This is a genomic window from Sporofaciens sp. JLR.KK001 (assembly GCF_036941055.1).
Lineage (GTDB): Bacteria > Bacillota > Clostridia > Lachnospirales > Lachnospiraceae > Sporofaciens.
In genome coordinates this window covers 1425342-1450791 of record NZ_JAYMNO010000001.1, presented here as the reverse complement: position 1 = coordinate 1450791, position 25450 = coordinate 1425342, and the positions used below count along the sequence as shown (strand labels likewise).

Sequence of the window (25450 nt, the reverse complement as noted above, 5' to 3'; positions counted from 1 at the left end):
ATTATCCCACCTCCTTCATATCGTCTTCCAGTTCCTTCTCTGACAGCTGAGAAGACGCAATCTGATAATATTCCTCACAGTTCTTAAGCAATTCCTTATGCGTTCCCTTGCCCACGATCTTCCCGTCATCCAGCACGATGATCTGCTCCGCATGAAGGATCGTGCTGATCCTCTGCGCAACGATCATCACCGTGCTGTCCTTCGTCTTGGTCTTCAGGGCATTACGAAGCTTCACATCCGTCTTATAATCCAGCGCCGAAAAGCTGTCGTCGAAGATATAGATATCCGGATGCTTCGCAACCGCCCTTGCAATAGACAGTCTCTGCTTCTGCCCGCCCGACACATTCGAGCCTCCCTGAGCAATCGGGCTGTGATATCGCTTTTGTTTCTGCTCGATAAATTCCTCCGCCTGGGCGATATTTGCCGCCTCGGTCATCTCCTCTTCGCTGCCGTCAGGATTGCCGTACAGAATATTCGAAGCAATATCGCCGGAGAACAGGACTCCTTTCTGCGGTACATACCCAAGCCTGTCACGCAGATCATGCTGAGAAACCTCCCTGATATCCATACCGTCAATCGTGATCCTTCCGTCCGTTACATCATAGAACCGCGGGATCAGGTTCACCAGCGTCGACTTGCCGCTTCCCGTACTTCCAATGAATGCGGTCGTCTCCCCCGGCCTTGCGGTAAACGACAGATCCTGCAGCACATCCTCCTCAGCGCCCGGATAACGAAAGGATACATGGTCAAACACCACCTCGCCGGTTCCATTTCCCGCAAAATCCTTCGGATTCTCAGGGTCATGGATCAGCGTACTGCTTGTGAGGATCTCATCTACACGATCCGCGGAAACTGCCGCCCTTGGCAGCATGACCGAAATCATACAGATCATAAGGAAGGACATAATGATCTGCATCGTGTACTGGATGAATGCCATCATATCCCCGACCTGCATACTGCCGTCGTTGATGCTGTGCCCTCCGATCCACACGATCAGCACGGCGATCCCGTTCATGATCAGCATCATCATCGGCATCATGAAGGTCATCGCACGGTTCACGAACAGATTCGTCTTCGTCAGATCCCTGTTGGCGCCGTCAAAACGCTTCTCCTCATACCGTTCCGTGCTGAATGCCCTGATCACCTGCAGTCCCGTCAGAATCTCACGGCTCACCAGGTTCAGCCTGTCCACCATACTCTGAACCACCTTGAACTTCGGCATCACTACGATAAAGAGCACCGCAACCACCATCACGATCAATGCGACCGCTAACGCTATGATCCATGACATATCCACATTCGTACGGAATACCTTGAAGATCCCGCCTGCCGCCATGATCGGCGCATACATTACCATACGAAGGATCATCACCGTAAGAAGCTGAATCTGCTGGATATCATTCGTACTCCTGGTGATCAGAGACGCTGACGAGAACTTATCGAACTCACCGTTAGAGAAACCAACCACCTTGCGGAATACATCTTTCCTGAGTGTCTGACCGATCCTTGCTCCCACGCGGGATGCCAGAAGCCCTACCAGAATACTTGCCAACATACCAAGGGCTGCCAGCGCCAGCATCTTAGCCCCGGTCACAAGAATATATCTCGTCTCCCGGCGGTCCAGGTCAACTCCAAGCTTCTCATAGGCGCCGGCGATATAGACTGCAGCGGACTGCTCCACCATGGTCTCCGGCATCACGGCAAGCTGCTCCTCGATCGACTCTATGGCCGCGTCCCGCTGAGACTCCTCCATCATCCCGAATATCTCGTAGATCGTCATCTGGCTGACATCCGGCATCTGAGCTTCTGTCCGTTCACGCAGCTCTTCCGGCTGACCGTCCGGTGCCTGCCCGCTCGCTGACATTTCTTGCAGCTGCCGGTCAGCCTGCTCCTTCATCTGCTCTTCCATCTGCTGCTTCATCTGCTTCTCCATCTCAACCGCAGAATCACTGCCAGAGTCAAACCCGCTGCACAGAAGCATTGGTCTGCCAAGGATCTCCGATAGTTCCTCTACCCTGTCCTTATCTTCCTTCACATCCTCCGCAAGCTCCAGCACGTTCCCTTCATAGTTCTCAGAAACCGCTTCTTTGGCAACATAAGCTTTCTTTACTGTCTCCTGCTTTTCAGCCGGTACAAACAGCAGGAGATGATCCAGATCTTCCTCACCGATCATCTCCGGTACCTTCTCATCAATCCCCTTCTGCTGCAGCCCTACATTGACGATATCTGATGTGTAGGTCGGCAGAGACAAGTCGCAGTAGGCCTGTACAACCAATACACACAGGATTGCAAGGACCGCACCTCCATATGGTTTTAAGAACTTGAATAATTTTATCATATCTCACCTTTCCCTTCTGTCGTCTTCTCTATTATATCTTTGAAATCCATTCCCTTAAAATCTTTGGAATTCAGCAGATTCTCCCTCATCTCAAGAATCAGTCTCCGTAACAGCATTCTCTCCTCGGGTGTAATCCCCTGATACAGCATTTCCTCCATATCCTTCATGACACCCTCCAGCTCTTCGATACACTCCTTCCCCCGCCTGGACAGCTCTATACGGATGATCCGCTGATCCTTCGCATCCGATTCCTTCCTGATATAGCCTTGCTCTTCTAATTTCCTGAGCGCTACCGTCATCGACGGAGGCCTGATCCCGATCTTATCCGCCAACTGCCGCTGAGAGATCCCTCCCTCACAGTTCAGTATAAAAAGTATCCCCGCCTGGCTCGGCTTTAATCCTAACGTCTCCATCCGCTTCATCGCCTGATATTTACTCAGATGCAGCAAATGATGCAGTACGATAAATATAGACGCTTCTTCTATATTCTTCACTTTCCCGTCTTCCTTCCTGTCTTTTCGAAGCACACGCTTCAATATTAATTAGATATCTAACGGTTATACTAGATATTTTTACCAGAAATGTCAATGTATTTCTGGTAATTTATAAATTATTGTGGAAATATTTATAGAAAATTAATTAGATAACAAAACGATAGAAAACACTGTCTCACTCTTCTTATTTACAAATCCGTTTTTTAGGATTACTATATTCATATATGATGAAAATACTGAACGAAAAGGAGATGAAAAAGCAAATGGGAGTTACAGGAAAGGACAAAGCATTTGTCCACCCTTACATGCCGAACAGTGTTCCCGAAATCAAGCAGCAGATGTTGGATGAGCTGGGCGTAGGGAGTATTGATGAGATCTACAAAAGCCTGATCCCGGACGACCTGCTGTACAAAGAACGGCTGGATCTTCCGGAGCCGATCGTTAACGAGTACGAATTGAAGCGGCATGTGATGGGGATCTTGAACCGAAACATTACCACAGAGGACTATGTAAGCTTTCTCGGGGCAGGATGTTACCGTCATCAGGTCCCTGCCATCTGCGACGAGTTGAACATGCGCGGGGAATTTCTGACCGCTTATTGCGGGGATACATACTCCGATCACGGAAAGATGCAGGCCATATTCGAATACACCAGCATGATGGGTGAACTTCTGGATGCGGATATCGTAAGCTATACGACTTACGACGCAGGGCAGTCGGTATCTTCTGCCTTTTGCATCGCACTTCGGGCGCAGGCGGCGAAGGGGCACGATAACCGCCGGATCCTGATTCCGTCTACCATGAACCCGGAGATCCGATCACAGGCTCTCGCATACTGCAGGAATGCAGGTGAGATTATCACGGTTGGCAGCGATCCCCAGACAGGCCTTATGGACTTACAGGATCTGGAAGAGAAGTTAAAGGACGGCGGCGCGGCGGCTGTATTCTATGAGAATCCGTCTTATCTGGGATTCTTTGAGACACAGGCAGAACAGATCGCCGCACTTGCACATCGTTACCAGGCTCTTTGCATCGCGCAGCCGGAGGCTGCATCTCTCGGCATCGTAGAGAGCCCGCTGAACCTGGGTGCGGATCTGGTATGCGGAGATATCCAGCCGCTTGGGATGCACATGCAGTTTGGCGGCGGGCAGGCGGGATTCATTGCGTGCAGTCAGGATCTTGGCCTTGCCGAACAATTCCCCACCTATATGTATGGCATTACCAAGACCGGGCAAGACGGGCGTTACGGATGGGGCCGCGCGATGAACTACCGCTGTTCCCACGGAAGCCGCGAGAATGCCAATGAGTATTTCGGGACAGAGACAGGCCTCTGGGGAATCACCGCCGGCATCTATCTTGCAAGCATGGGACCTCAAGGGATGTATGAGCTGGGCGAGACCATCCTGCAGAAGACAAGCTACGCCATCCGAAGACTATCTGAAATCAAGAACATCACGGTGAATCTGTTCGGCGGAGCGAATTTCCAGGAATTCGTGATCAATTTTGATCAGACAGGAAAGACGGTCAAGGAGATCAACCAGGAACTTCTTGCCCGCAGGATCTTCGGCGGCAAGGACGTAAGCCGGGATTTCCCGCAATACGGACAGAGCGCGCTGTACTGTATCTCAGAGCTGACAACAGAAGAAGAGATCGAGAATCTAAGAACCGCGTTGACGGCGATCACAGAAGGGAGGCAGTGATATGGGATATATAAGAACAGACCGTGATTTCCACGAAGCGAGATGGGACGAACCAATTATCATGGAACTGGGGAATCCGGGGGAACGGGGCGTGATGATCCCCCTTGCATCCGAGCATATCACCGAATGTGTGGGCAGCGGAGAATCCTTAGTCCCCCAGGGACTTCTAAGGAAGAAGATGCCGGCGCTGCCGGAGATGTCCCAGATGCAGGTGCTACGGCATTATATGCGTCTCTCCCAGGAGACCATCGGAACGGATATCAATATTGACATCGGTCTTGGAACCTGCACCATGAAGTACAGCCCCAAGATCAACGAGCAAATGGTTCGATCCCCCAAGCTTACTGAACTTCATCCTTACCAGGATGAAAGCACCCTTCAGGGAATCCTTGAGATCATGTACCGTGACCAGGAATACCTGAAGGCAATATCCGGGATGGACTGCGTAAGCCTCCAGCCGTCCGGAGGTTCCCAGGCGATCTTCGCCAATGTGCAGACCATCCGGGCCTATCATGAAGCCAACGGCGAAGGAGAACAGCGCAATGAGATCATAACCACTATCCTCTCACATCCCGCCAACCCCGGCACGGCTGCAACCTTAGGCTATAAACTGATCACGCTCTACCCGGACAAGGACGGGCTGCCGGACCTGGAAGCTCTGAAGGCATCGGTATCTGAGCATACGGCGGCTCTGATGATCACCAATCCTGAAGACACGGGAATCTACAACGACCGTATCCGCCAGTTTGTAGATACCGTGCATGAAGCAGGCGGTCTCTGTGTCTATGACCAGGCCAACCTAAACGGCGTATTCGGGATTACCCGGGCAAGAGACGCAGGATTCGACATGTGCCACTATAACCTGCACAAATCCTTCTCCTCACCTCACGGCTGCCAGGGACCGGCGGCAGGCGCCCAGTGCGTCTCCGATAAGCTTAGAAGATTTACGGCAGTTCCGACGGTAGAATTTGACGGAGAAAAATATTACTTCGACTACGACCATCCGGACAGTATCGGGAAATTAAGAAAGTTCTACGGCGTGCCTGCGGTTCTGGTACGCGCCTACGCTTATATCCGGTCTCTAGGTCCGGACGGAATGAAACAGATCGCCGAGCTGTCTATCCTGAACAATAACTATATGCTGAAAAAGCTGCTGACAATCCCGGGACTTAGTATGCCTATGGCCGAAGGAAGATTCCGTATGGAACAGGCACGGCTTAGCTGGGAGCAGCTTACAGAGGATACGGGAGTCACGACCGACGACATCTGCAGGCGGATCGTCGATTATGGATTCCAGGATTATTTTGCCAGCCACCATCCAAGAGTAATTCCGGAACCATTTACGCCGGAACCGGCGGAGACCTATTCCAAAGACGATATTGATGAATTCGTGGAAGCGTTCCGTTCCATTGCAAAGGAAGCCTACGAGAACCCGGAGCTGGTCAAGAGCGCCCCGCACAAGGCAGCGCTGGCATCACAGATCGACGAGGCCGGTCTGACAGACTGGGATAAATTCGCAACTACATGGCGGGCGTACAAGAAAATGAACCCGAATTGTGCCGCCGAATGATGAAAGGAGACAAAAATGCTAGCAGTAGTAAAAGAACATACAGGACCAGGCTTTGCGATAAAGGATGTGCCAATGCCGGTATGCCGGGAGGATGATGTCATAGTGAAGGTGAAATCCGTCGGCTTCTGCGGCTCTGACGGGCCGATCCTTGCAGGAACCAGGGAAGTTCCTTATCCCTTGATCCCAGGACACGAATTCGCGGGCGATATCGTGGAAATCGGGACAAAGGTAAGGGACTGGAAGGTGGGCGACCGTGTCAGCGCATGCATCGTGATCGGCTGCGGTAATTGTAAATACTGTATCGAGGGAAATGAGCCGCTCTGCGACAACCTGATCGAGACCGGTATCCACGTAGACGGCGCTTTTGCAGAGTATGTCCGCGTTCCGGCGAAGGTACTGGTGAAGCTTCGCGATACCACAAGCTACGACTTCGGGGCGGCAGCAGACCCGGTGGCTTCCGCGTACCGCACGGTCAAGCGTATGCCCCTCACATCCAAGGACACCGTCATGGTCTTAGGCCCCGGTCCCATCGGCCTGTATGCTACACAGCTTCTAAAGCTTCGCGGCGCACGCAAGATTATCGTTCTCGGAGCTGACTGCGACAGAGACCGTCTTGAACTGGCCAAGACTCTTGGGGCTGATGATGTGATCAATAATTCCATCGAAGACCCCATCAAGCGGATACGCGAGATCACGGACGGCGAGATGCTGGATTTCGTTCATGACTGCGCAGGAGCCGTTCCGTTAGTGGAGATTGCCATGAATTCCCTGAAGAAAACGGGCCACTACTATATCACAGGCCTGTTCCATCAGTTGGCGCCTACGGATCTTGGCAAGGTTGTGCGCAGCGAAATCGACATACATGGCACCATCTGCTATACTCGTGAAGAGTTCAAGGAATGCCTGCAGCTAATCGAGGACGGCCGCATAGACGTAACACCGATGATCACACATCATTATGCGCTTTCAGATATGGAAAAGGCTTTCGAAGTATTCATGTCCAGACAGGCCGTCAAGATCATGCTCCACCCGGAAGGAATGTAGAACGGCATGAAGAGAATCGGTTTTCTCGTTAATCCGATTGCCGGGCTCGGCGGTCAGGCGGGAATGAAAGGAAGCGACAGCCTGGACGGACGCATGGCTGCCCTGGGGCTTGGTTATAGTAAAACGGCCGGAGCAAGGGCATACGAGTGCATAGCCAGAATCAGAGAAGACGCAGGCTTTCATATGATTGCCCCCGAAGGGGAAATGGGCGGAAATATATTAGAAAAAGCTCAGATTCCATATGAAAGTCTCGGGAAACATGGGGAGATCACTTCAAAGGAGGATACCCTGTATTACGCGCGCTTATTAAAAGACAGGGGTGTGGATCTGCTCGTCTTCTGCGGCGGAGACGGTACGGCACGGGACATCTGTGAAGCGGTGGGCGAACAATTCCCGGTTCTGGCTATCCCGGCCGGGGTGAAGATGTATTCTGCCTGTTACGCCGTAAGCCCCTATCAGGCAGGCGAGCTGCTTGGAAGCTTCGTCCGGGGAGAGCGGCTGTCCTTGGAATACCGGGAAATTATGGATATTGATGAAGCGCAGCTTAACGATCCCTTGGCAACCCCCGCTTTATATGGATTCCTGCAAAGCATCCATGATAAGAGCCGACTGCAAAAAGCAAAGGAGATCTGCCCGGGAGATTCATCGGGCAGAGAATTGCTCACAGATTATATCATTTCTGCTATGGACGAGCGCGCCTTATATATCATCGGTCCTGGAAGCACTACCTATTGTCTTAAGGAGCAATTAGAAGGCAAAGGGACGCTTCGGGGCGTGGATGTCGCAAGAGGGAGAAAAATCATTTTAAGGGATGCGGACGAACAATCCCTCTGCAAACTGTTAGGAAAGGGCATACCTGCATGGATCATCGTAACCTGTATCGGCGGCAATGGATTTATCTTCGGGCGGGGAAATCAGCAGATCAGCCCCCGGATCATCCGGATGGTAACCAAAGAGAGGCTGATCCTGGCCGTCACAAAGGATAAGCTTGCAACTCTTAAGGGCTGTCCTATGCTTGTGGACACGGGCGACAGAGATACGGACCGGTATCTGTGCGGTTACTACAAGATAGGAGTGAGCAGTTACGAGACTGTATTATATCGGGTTGACATGGTCTAAGCGTGATACAGGCCTGGTACAGCGTTGCATTAGTTCTTGAATAATACAACGCTGTACTAGCCTTCTATTCCTCCAATATCCAGACACGCATCTGGTTCTCTCCCCGATTCGCCCAGGTATAATAAGGGATTGCCGTGAGTACCGCCTTCTCTCTCACCGGCCGTTTCTCACTGTATAATTCCTGTCCGCCAACCATGCGCCATCCCTCTATCCGAAGCAGGACATTTCCTCTGAGGACTCCATCTTCACATACATAAGGAACTGCATTCAGATCTCTGGGAATCCGCAGGCTTTGGAGCAGTTTCCCATTGTCCGCACCTTCCAGGCAGTAGACGATCGGGCCTCGCAGAAGAGCCACACAGCCCGCGTCTTCACGCACATTCTGATTGGCGTATACCTTGCGCACCTCCATGGGGAAATGAACAGAAACTTTATCCCCTTCCTTCCATTTTCTTGTGATATATACATACCCCTTCTCCATAAGTTCTGCCATATTAAGCGGTTCTCCGTTCACTGTCACAGATGTTTCCTCACTGTCAGTATCCACATAATAGGGAATATGAATCGCCAGGGTGAATTCCTCATTTGTCTTAGGCGTAACCCTATACTCTGTCTTACCTTCCCATGGATAGCTGGTTTGTACGGTAATATCTGCCTTCTGAAGCTCTGCCTCCTGTCCGATCATCAGATGAGAATAAATAGCAGAATCACTCTCACTGAAGCAATATTTCCCCAGGGATGTGATCAGCCTGATCAGATTCGGCGGGCAGCAGGCACATGCATACCATCCTGGTCTCGTCGGCAATGCATGCTCATATCCAAACAGTTCCCCCGATACTCCCGGCTCGCACTCCAGCGGATTCACATAGAAATACCTCTTCCCATCCAGCTGCATCCCGCTGATGGTGCTGTTATACAATTCTTTCTCTATGATATCCGCATAAGCGCCGTCCATGTCCATTTCCAGCATATGATGTGCAAAAAATATCATGGCTATAGATGCACAGGTCTCTGCGTATGCCATATCATTCGGCAGCTCATAATTGCAGGCGAAAGCCTCTCCTTCCGAATCTCCGCCTAATCCGCCGGTAATGTACAGCTTCCGGCCTACGATATTATCCCACAGAGTCCTGCATGCCTGATACAGCCTGTCATCCCCGTCCGTTCCGGCCAGGTCTGCCATCGCCGTATACATATACAGGGCGCGGACCGCATGGCCGACTGCCTCTTTCTGCTCATAGACCGTCTGGTGCGCCTGATAATATCTTACATCCAGACGGTCTGTGCTGTACTGTCCGGAGTGCTGCCATCCCCTTCTCAACTTCTCTTCATAGAAATAATCCGGATTCTTCCCCCTCTCTTCCAGGAAATATCTCGCCATGTTCTTATACTTCTCTTTTCCTGTAACATGATAGAGCTTCATCAGACCAATCTCTACCTCCTGATGACCCGGGAAGCCATGCTCTTTCTCCTCCTCAGGTCCGAACCTCCCAATAATGTGATCTGCCAGTCTCTCTGTCACGTGCAGCAGCTTATCCTTCCCGGTCACGCGGTAATACGCCGCAGCCGCCTCCATCATGTGGCCTGCACAATACAGCTCATGACATTCCTGAAGATTCTGCCAGCGATGCTCCGGTTCCTTGATGATAAAATACGTATCCAGGTACCCATCCGGCTGCTGTGCTTTTTCGATGATCTCAATCATCTCGTCTGCCCTTGCCTCCAACGCCGGATCCGGCTTGACTGCCAGCGAATATGCCACGCCTTCCAGCCACTTCGCCACATCACTGTCCTGAAACACCATTCCATAGAACTCTCCCTGACTTAATCCTGCCGCAATCCGGAAATTCTCTATCGCATGACTCTTCTCCACACCCGGGATCTCGTCATTCAATACCTTCTCCTGAAAAGGGATTACCACATCGATAACCTTCTCCTGAATCTGTGACCAGAACGCGTCTGTAATCTTTACCTGATTTTCCCTGACTTCACTTACTGTTTTTTTCATCTTATTTCGTCCTCCGATTGTCACTTTTCATCAACTATGCTATCATTTTTATAGGATTTTGCAACACACAGATTTCAAAGAAAGGTGGACAAATCATAGATGATATATATCTTGTCGGATGCCTCACGGCCGCTCACATTTTTGACTGCAGGCAACCTTATAAGTGAAGACAGGTTTCTGCACCCCAGACGAACGATAGACTCTTTTGAATTTATCTCTGTAACCAAAGGGATCCTGCATATCCAATCTGATGCCCGCAGCTACCATCTCTCTTCCGGACAGTTCGTACTGCTGCCCCCGGGAGAATGCCATCATGGAACAGTACCTTCTGACGGTGAATTATCCTTCTACTGGACTCATTTTCACTTCGGTGCAGAGTACACTATAGTACATGACGACCAACAGGCTGCGGCAGCTTTCCAGGAGAAGGACTTCCCTCGTTATATCCTGCCCGAAACCGGCACATTCTCCTCGAACAGCCGGATCAATATCCTGTTCGTACAGCTTCTTGACCTCGCAAAGCGTCTCGGCCCCATCTCTTCAATGCAGTGCAGTTATGCCCAGAGCACACTGCTGCTTGAGCTGACCAGCGAATACTTCTTTCACTATCATCTTATGCAGCAGAATGAGCACATACCCTTAAGTATCATAACTCTTATGGAATGGCTGCAGCTCAATTATGATACCGCACTCTCTGTCACTGACATTGCCCGTAAGTTCGGATATCATCCTGCTTATCTGACCTCCGTTTTCAGGCAATACAGCGGATATACGGTTACGGAGTATCTGAACCGCCAGCGTATCCGGGCCGCCAAAAATTACCTGACCTCTGAGCCGAAATTCACACTGGCTGAGATCAGTAATCAGGTCGGTATCATGGATGAAAAGTATTTCATGCGCCTTTTCAAACGGTATGAGGGCGTTACCGCCACATCATACCGTGAAGCATTTTTCCAGAAGAAGAAAAACCGTATCTGACAGCCGGCTATCTGCTATTTCATGCTTAAGATATTATTGAGATTTTTATTGCCAGATGATATACTGAACCCACAACCTATAGAAAGGGGAGTAATGTATGGGATTTTATGTGAACCCTCCGGCAGATGCATTCAAAGCCATCTTAAGAAGCAAGACATATATAGATAAGTCAGGACTGATCGCATATATGAATCAAGTGCTAGAAACCAGCAGAATGCTGACTTGTTTCAGCCGTCCCAGACGGTTCGGCAAATCTTTCGCCGCCAAGATGCTGGCCGCCTATTATTCCAGAGGCGCAGATTCCAGAGAGCTTTTTGAGGATCTGGAGATTGCCGGAATGAAAGATGCACAGTTCGAAGAGAATCTGAACAGACATGACGTACTGTTCTTTGATATGACATCTTTCATTTCGATGGCAGATTCAATCAATGATACCATTCGTGATCTGCAGTCAGACATTATTCATGAATTAAAAGAAATATTTCCAAACTGTATTAATGAAAATATAAAATCATTATTCAAAGCGCTCATGCAGGTCCATGCAAAAACAGGCAGGAAATTCTTCATCATCATTGATGAGTGGGATGCTCTGTTCCGGGAGGCACAAGAGAACGAAGAATTACAGAAAGAATACATCCAATTACTGCGGAGCATGTTTAAAAGCAGTCAGACTTCCCAGGTAATCATCGGAGCTTATATGACCGGCATCCTTCCGATCAAAAAATACGGTACCCAGTCTGCTTTGACTGATTTCAAAGAATATACCATGTTAGAACCAGGAGTATTAACCAGTTTCATCGGATTTACAGACGAGGAAGTCCGTAATCTATGTGCAGAATATAACCTAGAATTCGATTCAGCCCGTAAGTGGTATGACGGATATTTCCCGAATAAGACAGGACATATATATTGTCCGAACTCCATAATGGAAGCGGTTTCTAATCATCGGTTCGGCGACTACTGGACAAAGACCGAAACATATGAATCCCTGAAAACTTATATTGATATGAATTACGACGGACTGAAAGATGCAATCGTAGACTTGCTAGGCGAAAAGCGCTGCCGAATTGATACAGGTACTTTCCAGAATGATATGACCTCTCTGTCCGGCAAAGATGACATCTTCACATTGCTTGTTCACCTTGGTTACCTCGCATATGATATGGAGACAGAAGAAGTCTTTATCCCAAATGAAGAAGTTCGCAATGAATTCATAAGAGCAATCCGGGAAGGCCGCCGTCCAGAGTTAGCGAAAGCTGTCCGGATGTCTGATAAACTCTTAGAGGCAACACTGTGTTCGGATGAAACTACTGTTGCCAGGATACTTGAAGATACACATGAAACTTAAACAATGCCCATAAACTACAATAACGAACAGGCGCTTCGTTATGTAGTCATTATGGCATATTTAAGTGCTGTGGACCATTATCTGAGATTCGAAGAGCTGGCAAGCGGAAAGGGCTATTCAGATATTTTATTTTTGCCAAGGAATACTTCTTCGAAGCCGGCACTTCTAATCGAATTAAAATGGAATAAGAATGCAGACAAGGCACTCTCTCAGATAACGGATAAGAATTATGCTCATATTTTAAGAAAATTTAACTATACAGGTGAGGCCCTTTTGATTGGTATTAACTACAATGCTAAATCAAAAAAACACACTTGTAAAATCAAAAAGATCTAAATACAATGTCACTTCCTACAAAAGCATAGTTATATGAAAGCTCTGGAACAAATAAGATTCAGAGCTTTTTCATACTATATTTTCAATTAATATTGACCAAGGAGTATTCTTTAATGCGAAAGAGATTTCAAAAAATAGCATAAACCATAAGCCAAACACTTAAAATAGATAAAGTAAATCCTGCAATAAATGAGGTACTTATAACCGGCAAAAATACAAGAATTAAAACCTCATATAAAAAAAGTATCAGAAAAACAATCCAATGTTTCTTAGATATTTCCCTCATTTTATTCCTTAATTAATTTTTTGTTGTAACATACGGTAAGCAAAAAAACAAACATATGTTATCCTATTCCTTTTCTATGGTAAATCTTCGTTTTCTTCCTCATCAAGTTCTTGAACCTGCTCATAATTGTTTGTGAAAGAACTTCAAGCATCTTACGTATCTCATTTTGGGCTATGGGACTTGAGTCCAGAGACAGACTCACTATCAGAGTGAGAAATAATTTATATATTCTTTTTTTCATTCACATCCTCCAATTCAATCTCTGAGCACTCTCGGAAACTCAATAGAGAATAAGCAGGAAAGGGTTGATTTTCAGAAATGAGAGGGATAAGGGATGGATGATTATGGGGCTTGAGCAGTCCAGAGAGCATAAAGAATAAAAATGTGCATGACTTTAAAACCTGTCGGAAAACAGGCCTGAAAGAATCCAGAAGCAGGAAACTTGGTTTATGCCGCTGCCTGCACCTGCTGTTTATAGCGGGCATCCAGATGGATGCAGATTCCAATCATGGTCGTCATGAAAGAATAATGCTCCTTTGTGTGTATGAACATACGGTGCAGTCCGTAATCATTGAGGATGCGGTTGTTGATACGTTCCGTGGCGGTGCGTTGATTATAAATCTTCTTATAAGCATCTGTGCCGCGGGGGACGTCGGTGTAAAGCCGGATATCCCATTCGGGCCGGGTCTTGACGACTCTCCCATATTTGGAATCGGTGCAGGAGTTTTTACATTTGGAACAGTGATCTTTCCCATAGGGGCAGCGCCACATGAGGTAACCGCTGGATTTGTCATAACCGTTAGGCTTCATGCGCAGTTTTTCCTGACATAAGGGCGTTCCATCTTTGTCAATGGTGATGGTATCAGGAATTGTTTTTGGCCGGCCGCATTTGTCGTTCAGGTCGATGAAGGCCCGTATTCCCCTGTTTTTAAGGATCCGGTAGGTGGGGTAATTGTCCATTGCAGAATCCAGGCACATATTCGAGGTGGAAACAGCCGGCATATGTTTTTCTAGTTCATGGAAAGCGACAAGGAAATTGACCGAATCATGACGCTTTGCACTGGTAAAACGCAGAAGCAGGGGGAGATCTGTCCTGAGTTCACTGTTATAGCAGGATAATTGGAACAAAGTGTAGCCGAAGTAATATTTTTCCAGGTCGCTGTCCCAGCCCCAGGAAGCATCGGGGTCGGGGAAATGCCGCAGGTTTTCCGGTGCGCCAACCCTGTGGTGCCCGCGTGGGCAGGCATGGGTATGCACGGCGGTGCCGTCTCCGGAAACCGTAAGGTGTTCCCTTGGTATGAGACCGGATTCCATGGAAGGCAGGACAGCCACGTGATAGAAGAAGCGCTGCAGCCGCCCTTCAAAGTTAAAAGGGATATCCTTCCCGCTCATGAGCCGTTTTTCGATAGATTCTGTGATTTTGGGCTTTGCCTCCTGTGCTTTCTGTTTTTTGCCTTTGGGCTTATCCGGCTTTTTGGTGTTCCAGGAAGCCGGAAGCAGTTTGTCCCGCGCATATAAGTCCGTTGGCGGTGCAGTCCAGAGCCTGTCCATGAAGTCAAAATAAGAACCGAGGGGCGGCAGGGAATCCGTAGTGCAGCCGATGAGAGCGGCAAGGAGGCGGTCATGTTTGAGCCTGTCGACCCAAAGGGTAAGGGATAGCTTGGCCAAACCTTCTGAAAATAGAAGAAAGAAAAGGATAAAAGACCTTAAGATTTGTGGCTGGTTCTTAGCGGGCCTGCCAGTGTTGGAGTAAAAGGGCAGAAGGAACTCCATGGCCTAGGCGGAGTTTCTGCCAAGGTTTCCAAAGCTCCGTATGGAGCCGGACTCTTTCAGAGGAATCGAAATGGACTTTGGATTCGTTGAGAAAGTACTTGTAATCTTGCATGGACTGCCAGTACTTGATCATAAAGTGCACCTCCTAGTAGTTTAGTTTAATGCTGTGCGTGTGGCACAGACGCTTCTTAACTACAAGGGGCGCGTTTGGTGACTGGCGTATATGGTCACCAAACGCGCCGCACATTTTGACTTATATGTCAATACTTTTTTGAAAATTTAACAAAAATGTTTTCCGGGATATGGAGGAAAGCAAAAAAGAAGAACATGAAAAAAGAGCGGAAATTCGGGCTTAAAGAGTTTCCGAGACTGCTCTCTCTGCTTCATTATTTATGCATACAAAAAGAAAGCCATGTCTGATCCTGAAAATGGCTTATACCTGTTATCACACTTGCAATGATATAAAATGAAGCTGATTCAATTATCCAGACGTACCTTCTGATCAATTAATGTCCATCTCTCAGATAATACTATAAATAAAACCTTATAGAAAAACAGAAAAGCTATAACAAGAAAAATAAATTGACCATATCCTTTTGAAAGTACCATGCTCACGGGTATTGGACATTTGTTCCTCGTTATATTGTCATCACCGTCTCCCTTTGCAGCCAAACCTGTATCTATTCTTTTTAAAGCAGCCTGTGTCTCAATTATACCTGCCTGATCTGACTGTTCATAAAGATTATGATTGCAGTCAAATACCCTGCGTGAACAAACAACTGCATTCACAGTTAAACAAGCAGCAAAAAGAAGCATAATGAAAAAGATCATGATATGAGACAGATGATTTTTCTTGCTATTTGTTTTCATTATAATTCTCCTCTTAGTTATTGCTGCGATTAATGGGGTTAGACCAAGCCACACTGAATCAGTATTTTCACAATCCATTCCCAATAATTTTTCAGACCCTTCTTCTCCATTTCCTCACTAACTGCATATGCCCGTTCAACAATTTCCCGAAAAGTTACAAAGATAATACCTTTTTGCAGATATTTGGATATTTGTTTTTCTGAGTGCAAAAGATAAAGCAATTTTATCTGTTTGCAATTCCACCATTTGTCGTCTTTCATATTGTCAAGCATCTGTCCGGCAGTGAATATGTATTTTTTTGATGAAGTTGCTTTCTCCTTTTTTAAGTAAGAGATTGCCCTGGCTGCGTGAGTATTGTCTTCTTCCCAACCTTCAGGAATCTTTCCGTCATTTTTAGGATAGTTTATAATCACCTCAAATAACTGTTTTAAATCATCCTTTTCTTTCTTGCCTTGATCGTTATGTGGGTATCCTGTTTTACTTACATGATTTAATAAATCAATAAAAGCTCTACCCGAAACATCTGCAAATCTCTTATTTTCACAATTCGCGAGGTAATTTAAGTAATTTTTCATCTGGAATTTATTAATACTTTTCTGCGTCGTCTTCAATTCTACAAAGTATACGGTATTATTATCACACATAAGGTAATCCGCATTACAGTTACGGTAATTGTTTTTTTCATTCTCTTCGTTTAGTTTTAACATCGGAAATTCCTTTGCAAGTAGCTTCATTTCTCCATTTATTTTTAACTTTTTATTTTCCCGTCCAATTACGGTTAAAATTTCACCGATAACAGGAGTCAGTATTGTATCAAATATCACTTCTGTCTTTACTTTTGCATTAAAATAATCTTTTGTGATATTTTCAGCTAATATTTCGTTTATCTTCATGTAAATCCCTTTCCACACATATTCTTAAAATCTAAAAGAATCCAATGGCATATTTAAGTGTTGTAGTCAGCTTTAATCTCTTCAATCCTTCTCCCAATCTCTTTTGCCGGCAACCGAACTTTACCGCCATTAAATTCTTGCAATCTAAGCAAACATTCTAAATAAACCTCTTTATCAATGTACTCCCTTTGATATAACTGATCCAGCACACCAATCATCCCAACTCTGGCGGTGCCAAAAGTTCATCATGTACTGCATCCACATTCATCAAATACGTATATGGCAATCTGAATGGCAGTTCTAAATGTCCTATATTCGCAAAATCCAGCCAAATATTTGTATCACTGCTAATATATTCCATCCGCTTCCCCTTCTTCCGCCAAACACTGCTCCATTACATATGAATATGGCTTCTTCAGCAACTCCGCTCCTTTCTGCACAGATATCCCATTCTCACTGACTGCCCGGAACACTAACTGCATAAAAAGTGTCGGTTCCTCTTCCGGAATCCGCGATGGTTCATTCTTCTTCCATCCCGCCCGGCCAGCCTTAATATAAAAATTCTTTGCCGCGTTATCCCTCACAATACCACAAAGATTCGCCCTCTTAACCAGAAGATACATCGATATTCCATATTCTTTACATACCAGTAGCATATCTTTCGTTACGGAAGTCCTTCGAATCCCTAATTCCCGCTTTGCATCCTCTTCTGGGAACAGAAAAGCTCCGCTGATTGCAGTCGCCATTTCTTCCATTTGCTTTTCTTCCATATCTTTCGGCCATTCAAACAAAATATGCGCCATTTCATGTGCAATCGTGGATCTGATTCTTTCCGTATTCATTTTTCCATTTACCACAATAAAGGGGCGTCCGTTTACCGTACCATTCATTCCTGAAAATGCATCATTATCAATATCAGACACATAAACAAGAATTCCCTTGTTTTCCAGAATTCCAATCAGATTACCAACAGGCCCAAATTCTGAGATATGAAGATATCTACGCATTGAAAAAGCATTTTCTTCTATATCCTCTACAAGCCTAAGACCATGACAGACTGGCGCTTCCGGTAAAACCTCACCGCCAAGCATATCAATCACACAATAGAATCTGCTCAGATATTCTTCAACCGATTCTCTTATATAGTCCTGTTGTTTTACAGGTAATCTGCTTCCTTTGCGGAATTCTCCATGTGAAAAGACCAGATTTTGATTCCGACTGTTCAAGAAATCCGTTACTCTGACATCTAACACTTCTGCCAATGCCTTTATGGTCCCCATCCCTGGTCTTCGTTCTCCGCTTTCATAATAACTGATCGTCATCGGGGTTACCCCTATGGAAGAAGCCAGTTCTTTCATAGACATATTATTTTTTAATCTATAATATTTCAAATTCTTACTGAACATAAAATCCCCTCCTCCTGTTTATATTTTACCATTTTTCAGATAAATATAAACACAAATAAATATTTTCTGTTCAAAAAATGCCCAAGGATTCCTTGAGCATTTTCTTGCAAACTATATTTTCCTTATAACATATCCGAATCCAAAATAATCGTAAACGGCCCGTCATTGACCAGGCTTACCTTCATATCTGCTCCAAACTGCCCCCGCTCTACGACCGGAACCTGCTCCTTGCATTTCCCGATGATATATTCATACATCTCTTCTGCCATATCCGGCGCACCTGCTTCTATGAAGCTTGGACGGTTCCCCTTCTTACAGTTGGCATACAGCGTAAACTGCGAGATCAGCAGCAATTCTCCGCCGACCGTATCGAGAGACAGGTTCGTCTTCCCCTGCTCGTCCTCGAAGATCCGAAGGCCAAGCATCTTCTTCACCATCTTATCCGCGATCTCCTTCGTGTCGGAATCACTGACCCCGATCAGCACCAGGAAACCCTTCCCGATTCTGCCAAGGACCTCGCCGTCTACCTGCACTTCACTCTCTGTCACTCTCTGGATCACAAACCGCATCTTCTCTTACCCCTGCTTCTTCTTCTCGAAATAATCGTCTATCTTCTGCTTAATCTCCGCAGGCTTCAAATACTTGGCCAGATATCCGTCCGGCTTCAAGGATACTAATTTCCGAACAGTCTCCGGATCTGTCCTTCCGGTCAGGAACATGACCGAGATACCTGCAAATGCATTCTCCGAGCGGATCATCTCCAACACCTGCTTGCCGTCGCAGACCGGCATCTCATAATCCAACAGAACCAGATCCGGCTTATCTAAGATAAGGCACCGGATCGCGGCAGTTCCGGACGCGGCAACCGACACATCATAATCCTCTTCTAACAGATTCTTAATCCCCTCGCGGATAGTGATTGAATCATCCACCACAAGTACCTTTGGCTTCGGACTCTCCTCACGCTTCTTGAGATATCTCTCAACCTCGGCCATGGCATTATCCGCACCGATCGGCGTAACATCTCCCTTCTTAAGAAGATGCGGAGCCACCGTACAATATGCGAAATATCCCTTGCCCGTATCAACCAGCAGGCTTACCTGCAGCTTTTCATTCTCAAATATACTCTGGAATTCCTCATAAGTAAGAAGATTCTCTTCCTTCAGCCTATATCCTTCCATGTCCGGCATCTGCTCTATAACCCGCTCTACGAACTGGCGCGCCGTATATCTTGCCGCATTGACCAGCATAGTCTCCAGCTTGTTCGTCTCGATTCCCATCACCTTGCCGACCGTATTGATCAGGAGCCTTTCCTCAAATACCAGGAAAACTTCACACTTCTCTTCACTCTGGTCCGTACCATAGACCAGCCGATAATATACTCCTCTTCCGAACTTCTCCCCGCCGTATGTATCACTGATCACATGCGATTCCAAATGGAACAGATCATACACCAACTGGATGATGATCTTCTTCACAGCCTCCTGCCTGTCCTCCGGCAGAAGCTCATCCCATCTGCTCACGCCTGCCCCCGTGATCGCACGATCCTCCATCATGGTATGCCCGATCAGCCACCCGACACAGACCCCAAGGAAATGTTCTACCGAGTCGGCACAATACTCCATCTGTTCAAGTTCCTTTTCAAGTAACGGCAATGTCTTCTCACGGAATTCCCGATGAAGCCGCCCATGGGATTCCAACCCCTCATAACCAATAGAAGCCATATACTTCTCTTCATCTACAAAATGCTTCGCCGCATGATCCTTAAAATACTTGATCCCTTCCTGACATGCCCACTGGCTCTTATTCTTCTCGTCACTGAACGCAAATAATTTATTGATAATTCTAAAAAGTCTTTGGTGTTCTCTGTCAATTATATCCACACCGATATTATACTCGTCCTTCCATACCAATTGACTCTCCATCCTTCATCCTCCTCAACGGCTCAACTCTGTTTTATAATTTCAATGAGTAAACAAATGTTTACTCATTGAAATTATACACTACGCATTTTCTATTTGCAAGATTTATTTTTCTTTCTCCGGCAACTGAGCCAGTATGATCGCAGCAAACATCAACACGCAGCCGGCAGACTCCCTCACCGAGAGCCTTTCGCCAAGAACAGCCCATCCCGCAAGCACGGAGAAACAGGATTCCAGGCTTAAGATCAGCGACGCCACCGCAGGATTCACATTCTTCTGTCCGATGATCTGCAGTGTATATGCGACACCGCAGGACAGCACTCCTGCGTAGAGAAGCGGCATCCACCCAGCAATCATCGCCCCGATCTCCGGCGTCTCCATCGCAAACATAAACGGCATAGACGCAAGCCCGCAGACGAAGAACTGGATACAGGACATCTTCACCCCATCCACCTTCGGCGAGAAATAATCGATCACAAGAATGTGCAGGGAGAATACCAGTGCACACAGAAAGATCAGTGCATCCCCCTTTCCTACAGTAAAATGCTCCGTTATGCACAGGAAATACAGACCTGCAAGGGCGATCACAACGGCAAGCCACACCTTCCATCCGATCTTCTTTTTTAGGAATATTCCAAACACCGGGACAATCACGATATAGAACGCCGTGATAAATCCTGCTTTACCTGCCGTCGTATACTGGATTCCTATCTGCTGAAGGCTGCTTGCCGCGAACAGTAGCAGCCCGCATGCAATCCCCCCGGTCACCAGATCCTTCCTGCTCCCTTCTCCCTCTTCTGCTCTGCTCTTCCCATTAATCACTTGAAGCAGCGCAATACAGGGAAGCAGCGCAATACCTCCTATCATACTCCTGACTCCATTGAACGTAAATGGGCCCAGATAATCCATTCCCACACTCTGGGCAACGAATGCCGTCCCCCAGATAAATGCTGTCAACGCTAATATAAATGCATTCTTTGTCTTCATACTCTCTTATCTCCTCGTATCATTATGCCGTCATAATACGCGCACAAGTTACTGTTTGCACTCACGGCAATGAACCTGGCGCACGGTTTCAATTATAGCATATTTATTCAATCAGGTGTATAATAAATATGTTTTCAAGGGAAACTATTACGGGAGACGAAACCATATGCTAAAACATAATTTCAAACAAGTATCCGGCCGCTTTTTCCTGTCCTGCGGAATCCTGATGCTTATAAGCGAGATCTGGAAACAATATTGTCTTACTTATATCGTAAATAACGGAAACTATAACTGGTGGTATTTCCCCTTCCAGTTATGCAGCATCCCTATGTACATCTGCCTGATCCTCCCATGGATTACCTCCCCCCGCATCCGCGGCATATTGCTTGCATTTCTCATGGATTACGGGCTGCTTGGCGGCATCTTCACCTTCTTCGATACTACCGGCATGCATTACAGCTATACTCCGCTTACCGTCCACTCCTTCGCCTGGCATATCCTGCTGATCGGGATCGGGATCCGCGCCGGAGTAAGCCGCGCTTCCGATCATTCCTCAGCAGGATTTGCCAAATGCTCCTGCATCTTCCTTGCCTGCTGCATGACCGCAACCCTGATCAATATCGCTGTACATCCTTACGGGCAGATCAATATGTTCTATATCAGTCCTTATCATTTCATGGGGCAGATTGTTTTCCGCGATATCGCAAGGGCTCTTGGCAATGAAGCCGGAATACTGATCTATATTCTTTCTATCATTATGGGGGGCGGGATCTTGCATCTAATCTGGAAACGCTTGCTTTTTTCTCCTGTTTCTGATACTTTTTAAGTAAGATAAAATCTAAGGGAGGCGCTTTTTCATGATATCCGAACAGTTACTTAAATCCCCTGGTTTTTTATACCAGATCGGGAACAAATATTACTACCTCGGCAAATGGATCTGTAAAGAATGTACGGAAACTGACGCAACAGACTGCGTCATGATGTATCATATGTGCCGCAGCGGCAAAGAAGAACCGGACACAGCTATGTATTTCAACAAACTCCGTGCTTACAGCGACTTTGCATTAGAGGTTCCCTGCAATCCTGTCGGAACAAAAGCCAATATAACCGCCTTAATCGGCAGTCTTTCTGATGCAGAGCTTGCTTCTCTTAAGACGCAGGTTCAGGATTTTGAAGAGGATTGTGGGAAATATTGCGGGAACTAAAAAGAGTGGTTGAACAGCCACTCTTTCTATTCTAAAAAGGAAATCTTTATAACCGCTTCTCAAAATTCCCAACCACAGCAGACCCTTCCGTCAGGATCATAAACGCATCCGGATCAATGCTATGCACAATCTGCTTAATCTGGTTCACCTCATATTTGGAAATCATCACAAATAAAATATAAGACCGCATATGTGTATACGCTCCTTCACCATCCCAGGTCGTAACTCCGCGTCCGGTCTGTTCCATGATTGCCTTAGAGATTCCAAGCTTCTTGGTAAATATCATCACACTTGTATTAATATTCTGAATATGTATCTTATCAACCGTCAATGCAAATACCGTCGCATAGATCAGAGAATACACCACAATCTCAATATTAAACATGAACAGACAGATTCCGTATACCACCATATTCAGCAGAATATTGACCTGCCCCACACTCAGGTTAATCCGTTTCTTCAGGCAGCACACACCGATGATGTCCGGACCGCCTGCCGATCCTCTTCCCCGCAGGATCAGACCGCTCCCAAACCCTGCGATGATACCGCCGATAATACAAGCAGTCAGATAATCTTCGATGATCGGCGTTCCCGGCACCGGAACCAGCACCAGGAAGATACTGATCACAGTCGTACCGAACAATGACTTCATGAAGAATGCTTTCCCCATGATACGCCATCCCATATAGAACAGCGGAACATTCATGACATAGTAGATCGCACCCGCAATATCCATCCCCTGCGGTATCCGGATATGCAGGACACTGACCATAAAGGTACGGATCAACTGCGCAATACCCATGAATCCCCCATTATATAATGCGAGCGGCGTGATCAGCATATTCAGGCCTATCGCATAGATCAGACATCCCGCGACGATAGATGCCGTCTGAATGATCTCCTCTTTTTTCTTATCATTTATCCCCTTCAACATCACTGTACCTCTCAATTGTATCTCTTGAATATTCTTCGTAACAGGGCAGCTCGTCTGTACCATTACTATCTTTCGTTCATTCTAGCATTCCATATAGAAATTTACAATAATAACTTATAGAAAAATCTCCACCCGGAACTGCAGCTCCGTGATATGCTCTTCCACCTTCTCCGACACATGAATATCCACCCACAAGATCTCATACACGTCGCTCACCATCCGATACCCCTTCTCCTTAGCATATCTTAGAAGCTGCGGCAGGAACTCATAATTCTGCCTGCAATCCCCGCGATAGCTGACGGTCAGATAATCTCCGCCGGGGATCACTGTATCACCTTCCCCATCGATCATGAACACTCCGGAATACTCCCTGCACCGGCCGCTCTCGGCATTCTCTGCTAAAATAACAGACCCGATCCGGTTGCTTCCTATAATGTATAATTTCTCCGGACTCCTGTTCAGCAGACGCTTGATCAGCACGTCCATCTCCTCGTCCTTCTGGTATCCTTCGTCAATATAATGACAACGCCTGTCCGGCAGACGGATAAGCCTGACCTTCCCCATCTCCTTATTCCCGCATTCAGTCAGCATCCGGACCCGCTCTTCTACATTCCTTTGAAGCTGCCTTAACTTCTCCTGCTTCGCTTCGATCATACGGAGCTCATCTTCTAACATCGCCCTGGCCGTGTCCACCGTATGATCCTTCAGGTAATCCCCGATCTGCTCCATAGAGAATCCCAGCTCCCTGAGCTCCCGTATCACATTCAGCCTCCAGATATCCTCCGTGCGGTAGAGCCGGTACTGGTTCTCTCCCCGCCTGGGCTTTAAGATTCCAATCTTCTCATAATACCGCAGGGAATCTGCGCCGATATGATACAGCTTCGATATCTCACCTATCTTAAAATACTTTTTCATAATCAGTCCTATTCCATTTCCAGCGGCGTATACCCCGTCCCCTTGATGATATCCTGCCCCTGCTCTCCTTGTATCCATTCTACCAGCTTCTTCGTGTTCTCGCTGGCATCCGGTCTGGTCACCGCGTAGAATTCTGATGCCAGAGGATAGGTCCCGTTCTCAATATTCTCTTCCGTCGGGGAGATTCCGTCCACTTCAAGCAGCTTGATCTGCTTATTCTGAATCATTTCCATAGAGTAAAAACGGAACGAAAAACCCAGCGCATTCCTGTAGTTCTTGTAATCCGCCGTCCGTTCTATGATTCCCGCCATCATATCCACCACGTCTTCCTTGGGCGCTTCCATGAGATCTTTGCCTTCCATCAGCTTCTCAAGGGTGCTCTGGCTCCCGCTGCCCTCACTCCTCTGAAATGCCTGGATCTCTCCAAATCCTTTCACACCAAGTTCATCCCACTGCGTGAGCTCCCCGGAATAGATCTGCTGAATCTGCTCCACCGTGATCTCCTCAATCGGGTTCTTCACGTTGACGAAGAATACGAACGCTTCCCTGCCGATGGGCGTCAGTTCGAATTCTACTCCCAGATCCTTCGCATACTTCACCTGTTCATCCGACGGAGCCGCGGCAAAGATCACATCCACCTCTCCATTCGCAAGATTCTCATACGCCTGCGGCGTCTTGGTACACTGCAGATACTCATTATTATAGATCTCATACTCTTCTCTCTCCAGAACTTCCTTTGGATACACCATCCTTGCAAATGACGAGTAGATCGGATACAGCGCCGTCGCGCCGTCCATCCTTGGAATATCCTCCGTGAACCGGATCTCCGGTTCCTCATCCGGGATATAGACCTTGCTGCCGCTGCCGTAAGGCGCATAGGTATACAGCAGGTTGTCCTTCTCGCTGATCTTGGGGATGCTCCTCTGGTAAATGTCATATGCCGCATTTCCTCCCAGGGCAAGCGCCAGAATCCCGCTTATAACACAGATGGGAACATAGACCTTCTTCTTCTTAAGGACACCCCATATGATGCAGAGGAATATGGCAATCACCAATGCGGCGATACCTGCCAGCACTGCCACATACCGGTCCGGTGACACTCCAAGCACCGCCTGTACCGTCAGCGCCGCGACTGCCAGACTAAGATATGCCGCCGGCACCGCCAAGACCAGCAGCCAGACCGTCAGGATACTCCTCCCCAACGTCCGTTTCCCCCGCTTGATCAGGAATATTCCTCCTAGCAGCATTCCCAGATGCACCCACAAAAATAATAAAAATATTAACATCTTCTCCTCCTCCAACTGAATCATCCATCCGCGAAACC

General features: G+C 47.2%; 24 protein-coding genes and 1 pseudogene. 9 read left to right on the top strand and 16 right to left on the bottom strand.

Going from position 1 to position 25450, the window contains the following annotated elements:
* Position 1 precedes the first annotated feature (1 nt).
* Positions 2 to 2338 (bottom strand): ABC transporter ATP-binding protein, encoded by a 2337-nt coding sequence (locus VSQ62_RS07800; RefSeq protein WP_334634150.1) that lies wholly within the window; start codon positions 2336 to 2338, stop codon positions 2 to 4.
* Positions 2335 to 2832 (bottom strand): MarR family winged helix-turn-helix transcriptional regulator, encoded by a 498-nt coding sequence (locus tag VSQ62_RS07795; RefSeq protein ID WP_334634149.1) that lies wholly within the window; start codon positions 2830 to 2832, stop codon positions 2335 to 2337. The genes VSQ62_RS07800 and VSQ62_RS07795 overlap by 4 nt, the downstream gene beginning before the upstream one ends.
* Before the next feature lie 263 nt (positions 2833 to 3095).
* Between VSQ62_RS07795 and gcvPA the strand changes: the two genes are divergently transcribed.
* Genes gcvPA through VSQ62_RS07775 form a run of 4 tightly spaced genes read left to right on the top strand, consistent with a single transcriptional unit; the run spans position 3096 to position 8265 of the window.
* Positions 3096 to 4532, top strand: coding sequence for an aminomethyl-transferring glycine dehydrogenase subunit GcvPA (gcvPA, locus tag VSQ62_RS07790; protein ID WP_334634147.1), 1437 nt, complete (start codon positions 3096 to 3098; stop codon positions 4530 to 4532).
* Between the two features lies 1 nt (position 4533).
* A complete protein-coding gene (gcvPB, locus tag VSQ62_RS07785) occupies positions 4534 to 6102 on the top strand; it encodes an aminomethyl-transferring glycine dehydrogenase subunit GcvPB (protein WP_334634146.1) in 1569 nt (522 codons plus the stop codon).
* Between the two features lie 15 nt (positions 6103 to 6117).
* Positions 6118 to 7146, top strand: a complete 1029-nt coding sequence (locus VSQ62_RS07780; protein ID WP_334634145.1) for a zinc-dependent alcohol dehydrogenase — start codon at positions 6118 to 6120, stop codon at positions 7144 to 7146.
* Between the two features lie 6 nt (positions 7147 to 7152).
* Positions 7153 to 8265: an ATP-NAD kinase family protein gene (locus VSQ62_RS07775; RefSeq protein ID WP_334634144.1), complete on the top strand. Its 1113-nt coding sequence runs from the start codon at positions 7153 to 7155 to the stop codon at positions 8263 to 8265.
* A gap of 64 nt (positions 8266 to 8329) precedes the next feature.
* Here the strand turns inward: VSQ62_RS07775 and VSQ62_RS07770 are convergent, their stop codons facing one another.
* The gene (locus VSQ62_RS07770; protein WP_334634143.1) at positions 8330 to 10273 is read right to left on the bottom strand and encodes a glycoside hydrolase family 127 protein; all 1944 of its coding nucleotides are present in this window, start codon (positions 10271 to 10273) and stop codon (positions 8330 to 8332) included.
* Between the two features lie 99 nt (positions 10274 to 10372).
* On the opposite strand from VSQ62_RS07770, the gene VSQ62_RS07765 reads away from it, so the two are divergent.
* From VSQ62_RS07765 to VSQ62_RS07755, 3 genes are all read left to right on the top strand, one after another.
* The gene (locus tag VSQ62_RS07765) at positions 10373 to 11251 is read left to right on the top strand and encodes a helix-turn-helix transcriptional regulator (protein WP_334634142.1); all 879 of its coding nucleotides are present in this window, start codon (positions 10373 to 10375) and stop codon (positions 11249 to 11251) included.
* 97 nt (positions 11252 to 11348) lie between these two features.
* Positions 11349 to 12599 carry an AAA family ATPase gene (locus VSQ62_RS07760; RefSeq protein WP_334634141.1) on the top strand — a complete coding sequence of 417 codons (1251 nt, stop codon included), beginning with the start codon at positions 11349 to 11351 and terminating at the stop codon, positions 12597 to 12599.
* 51 nt (positions 12600 to 12650) lie between these two features.
* Positions 12651 to 12935 (top strand): PD-(D/E)XK nuclease domain-containing protein, encoded by a 285-nt coding sequence (locus VSQ62_RS07755; RefSeq protein WP_334634140.1) that lies wholly within the window; start codon positions 12651 to 12653, stop codon positions 12933 to 12935.
* 344 nt (positions 12936 to 13279) lie between these two features.
* Here the strand turns inward: VSQ62_RS07755 and VSQ62_RS07750 are convergent, their stop codons facing one another.
* The 10 genes and pseudogenes from VSQ62_RS07750 to VSQ62_RS07705 form a co-directional block, all read right to left on the bottom strand.
* Positions 13280 to 13462, bottom strand: a complete 183-nt coding sequence (locus VSQ62_RS07750; protein ID WP_334634139.1) for a hypothetical protein — start codon at positions 13460 to 13462, stop codon at positions 13280 to 13282.
* Between the two features lie 206 nt (positions 13463 to 13668).
* Positions 13669 to 15127, bottom strand: a pseudogene (locus VSQ62_RS07745) (transposase).
* A 344-nt stretch (positions 15128 to 15471) separates the two neighbouring features.
* On the bottom strand, positions 15472 to 15864 hold the full coding sequence (locus VSQ62_RS07740; protein WP_334634138.1) for a hypothetical protein: 393 nt from the start codon (positions 15862 to 15864) through the stop codon (positions 15472 to 15474).
* Positions 15865 to 15902: 38 nt separating this feature from the next.
* Positions 15903 to 16757: a hypothetical protein gene (locus VSQ62_RS07735; protein WP_334634137.1), complete on the bottom strand. Its 855-nt coding sequence runs from the start codon at positions 16755 to 16757 to the stop codon at positions 15903 to 15905.
* A gap of 53 nt (positions 16758 to 16810) precedes the next feature.
* Positions 16811 to 16966 carry a hypothetical protein gene (locus VSQ62_RS07730; RefSeq protein ID WP_334634135.1) on the bottom strand — a complete coding sequence of 52 codons (156 nt, stop codon included), beginning with the start codon at positions 16964 to 16966 and terminating at the stop codon, positions 16811 to 16813.
* Between the two features lie 5 nt (positions 16967 to 16971).
* Complete coding sequence (locus tag VSQ62_RS07725) at positions 16972 to 17118, bottom strand: hypothetical protein (protein ID WP_334634134.1); 147 nt, start codon at positions 17116 to 17118, stop codon at positions 16972 to 16974.
* The gene (locus tag VSQ62_RS07720) at positions 17105 to 18163 is read right to left on the bottom strand and encodes a helix-turn-helix domain-containing protein (protein ID WP_334634132.1); all 1059 of its coding nucleotides are present in this window, start codon (positions 18161 to 18163) and stop codon (positions 17105 to 17107) included. The genes VSQ62_RS07725 and VSQ62_RS07720 overlap by 14 nt, the downstream gene beginning before the upstream one ends.
* Positions 18164 to 18285: 122 nt before the next feature.
* Positions 18286 to 18732 (bottom strand): D-aminoacyl-tRNA deacylase, encoded by a 447-nt coding sequence (gene dtd / locus VSQ62_RS07715; protein WP_334634131.1) that lies wholly within the window; start codon positions 18730 to 18732, stop codon positions 18286 to 18288.
* A 6-nt stretch (positions 18733 to 18738) separates the two neighbouring features.
* Positions 18739 to 20088, bottom strand: coding sequence for a hemerythrin domain-containing protein (locus tag VSQ62_RS07710; RefSeq protein WP_334634130.1), 1350 nt, complete (start codon positions 20086 to 20088; stop codon positions 18739 to 18741).
* 102 nt (positions 20089 to 20190) lie between these two features.
* Positions 20191 to 21072, bottom strand: coding sequence for a DMT family transporter (locus tag VSQ62_RS07705; protein ID WP_334634127.1), 882 nt, complete (start codon positions 21070 to 21072; stop codon positions 20191 to 20193).
* A 166-nt stretch (positions 21073 to 21238) separates the two neighbouring features.
* Here VSQ62_RS07705 and VSQ62_RS07700 point away from each other — a divergent pair, with 166 nt between their 5' ends.
* Positions 21239 to 21898 (top strand): TMEM164 family acyltransferase, encoded by a 660-nt coding sequence (locus tag VSQ62_RS07700; protein WP_334634125.1) that lies wholly within the window; start codon positions 21239 to 21241, stop codon positions 21896 to 21898.
* Between the two features lie 31 nt (positions 21899 to 21929).
* Positions 21930 to 22277, top strand: a complete 348-nt coding sequence (locus VSQ62_RS07695) for a hypothetical protein (protein WP_334634124.1) — start codon at positions 21930 to 21932, stop codon at positions 22275 to 22277.
* A gap of 46 nt (positions 22278 to 22323) precedes the next feature.
* Here VSQ62_RS07695 and VSQ62_RS07690 read toward each other — a convergent pair whose 3' ends face one another.
* The 3 genes from VSQ62_RS07690 to VSQ62_RS07680 all read right to left on the bottom strand — a co-directional run bounded on the left by VSQ62_RS07690 (position 22324) and on the right by VSQ62_RS07680 (position 25412).
* Positions 22324 to 23211 (bottom strand): YitT family protein, encoded by an 888-nt coding sequence (locus VSQ62_RS07690; protein ID WP_334634123.1) that lies wholly within the window; start codon positions 23209 to 23211, stop codon positions 22324 to 22326.
* Between the two features lie 114 nt (positions 23212 to 23325).
* Positions 23326 to 24204, bottom strand: coding sequence for a MerR family transcriptional regulator (locus tag VSQ62_RS07685; protein WP_334634122.1), 879 nt, complete (start codon positions 24202 to 24204; stop codon positions 23326 to 23328).
* Positions 24135 to 25412, bottom strand: a complete 1278-nt coding sequence (locus VSQ62_RS07680) for a PstS family phosphate ABC transporter substrate-binding protein (protein WP_334634121.1) — start codon at positions 25410 to 25412, stop codon at positions 24135 to 24137. Before VSQ62_RS07680 ends, VSQ62_RS07685 begins: the two co-directional genes overlap by 70 nt.
* Positions 25413 to 25450: the final 38 nt, after the last annotated feature.

Bases quoted from the DNA above. Each gene is read 5' to 3' on its own strand.
- VSQ62_RS07800 (WP_334634150.1), bottom strand. From the start codon at position 2,338: ATGATAAAATTATTCAAGTTCTTAAAACCATATGGAGGTGCGGTCCTT.
- gcvPA (WP_334634147.1), top strand. From the start codon at position 3,096: ATGGGAGTTACAGGAAAGGACAAAGCATTTGTCCACCCTTACATGCCG.
- gcvPB (WP_334634146.1), top strand. From the start codon at position 4,534: ATGGGATATATAAGAACAGACCGTGATTTCCACGAAGCGAGATGGGAC.
- VSQ62_RS07780 (WP_334634145.1), top strand. From the start codon at position 6,118: ATGCTAGCAGTAGTAAAAGAACATACAGGACCAGGCTTTGCGATAAAG.
- VSQ62_RS07775 (WP_334634144.1), top strand. From the start codon at position 7,153: ATGAAGAGAATCGGTTTTCTCGTTAATCCGATTGCCGGGCTCGGCGGT.
- VSQ62_RS07770 (WP_334634143.1), bottom strand. From the start codon at position 10,273: ATGAAAAAAACAGTAAGTGAAGTCAGGGAAAATCAGGTAAAGATTACA.
- VSQ62_RS07765 (WP_334634142.1), top strand. From the start codon at position 10,373: ATGATATATATCTTGTCGGATGCCTCACGGCCGCTCACATTTTTGACT.
- VSQ62_RS07760 (WP_334634141.1), top strand. From the start codon at position 11,349: ATGGGATTTTATGTGAACCCTCCGGCAGATGCATTCAAAGCCATCTTA.
- VSQ62_RS07755 (WP_334634140.1), top strand. From the start codon at position 12,651: ATGGCATATTTAAGTGCTGTGGACCATTATCTGAGATTCGAAGAGCTG.
- VSQ62_RS07750 (WP_334634139.1), bottom strand. From the start codon at position 13,462: ATGAAAAAAAGAATATATAAATTATTTCTCACTCTGATAGTGAGTCTG.
- VSQ62_RS07740 (WP_334634138.1), bottom strand. From the start codon at position 15,864: ATGAAAACAAATAGCAAGAAAAATCATCTGTCTCATATCATGATCTTT.
- VSQ62_RS07735 (WP_334634137.1), bottom strand. From the start codon at position 16,757: ATGAAGATAAACGAAATATTAGCTGAAAATATCACAAAAGATTATTTT.
- VSQ62_RS07725 (WP_334634134.1), bottom strand. From the start codon at position 17,118: ATGGAATATATTAGCAGTGATACAAATATTTGGCTGGATTTTGCGAAT.
- VSQ62_RS07720 (WP_334634132.1), bottom strand. From the start codon at position 18,163: ATGTTCAGTAAGAATTTGAAATATTATAGATTAAAAAATAATATGTCT.
- dtd (WP_334634131.1), bottom strand. From the start codon at position 18,732: ATGCGGTTTGTGATCCAGAGAGTGACAGAGAGTGAAGTGCAGGTAGAC.
- VSQ62_RS07710 (WP_334634130.1), bottom strand. From the start codon at position 20,088: ATGGAGAGTCAATTGGTATGGAAGGACGAGTATAATATCGGTGTGGAT.
- VSQ62_RS07705 (WP_334634127.1), bottom strand. From the start codon at position 21,072: ATGAAGACAAAGAATGCATTTATATTAGCGTTGACAGCATTTATCTGG.
- VSQ62_RS07700 (WP_334634125.1), top strand. From the start codon at position 21,239: ATGCTAAAACATAATTTCAAACAAGTATCCGGCCGCTTTTTCCTGTCC.
- VSQ62_RS07695 (WP_334634124.1), top strand. From the start codon at position 21,930: ATGATATCCGAACAGTTACTTAAATCCCCTGGTTTTTTATACCAGATC.
- VSQ62_RS07690 (WP_334634123.1), bottom strand. From the start codon at position 23,211: ATGTTGAAGGGGATAAATGATAAGAAAAAAGAGGAGATCATTCAGACG.
- VSQ62_RS07685 (WP_334634122.1), bottom strand. From the start codon at position 24,204: ATGGATACAAGGAGAGCAGGGGCAGGATATCATCAAGGGGACGGGGTA.
- VSQ62_RS07680 (WP_334634121.1), bottom strand. From the start codon at position 25,412: ATGTTAATATTTTTATTATTTTTGTGGGTGCATCTGGGAATGCTGCTA.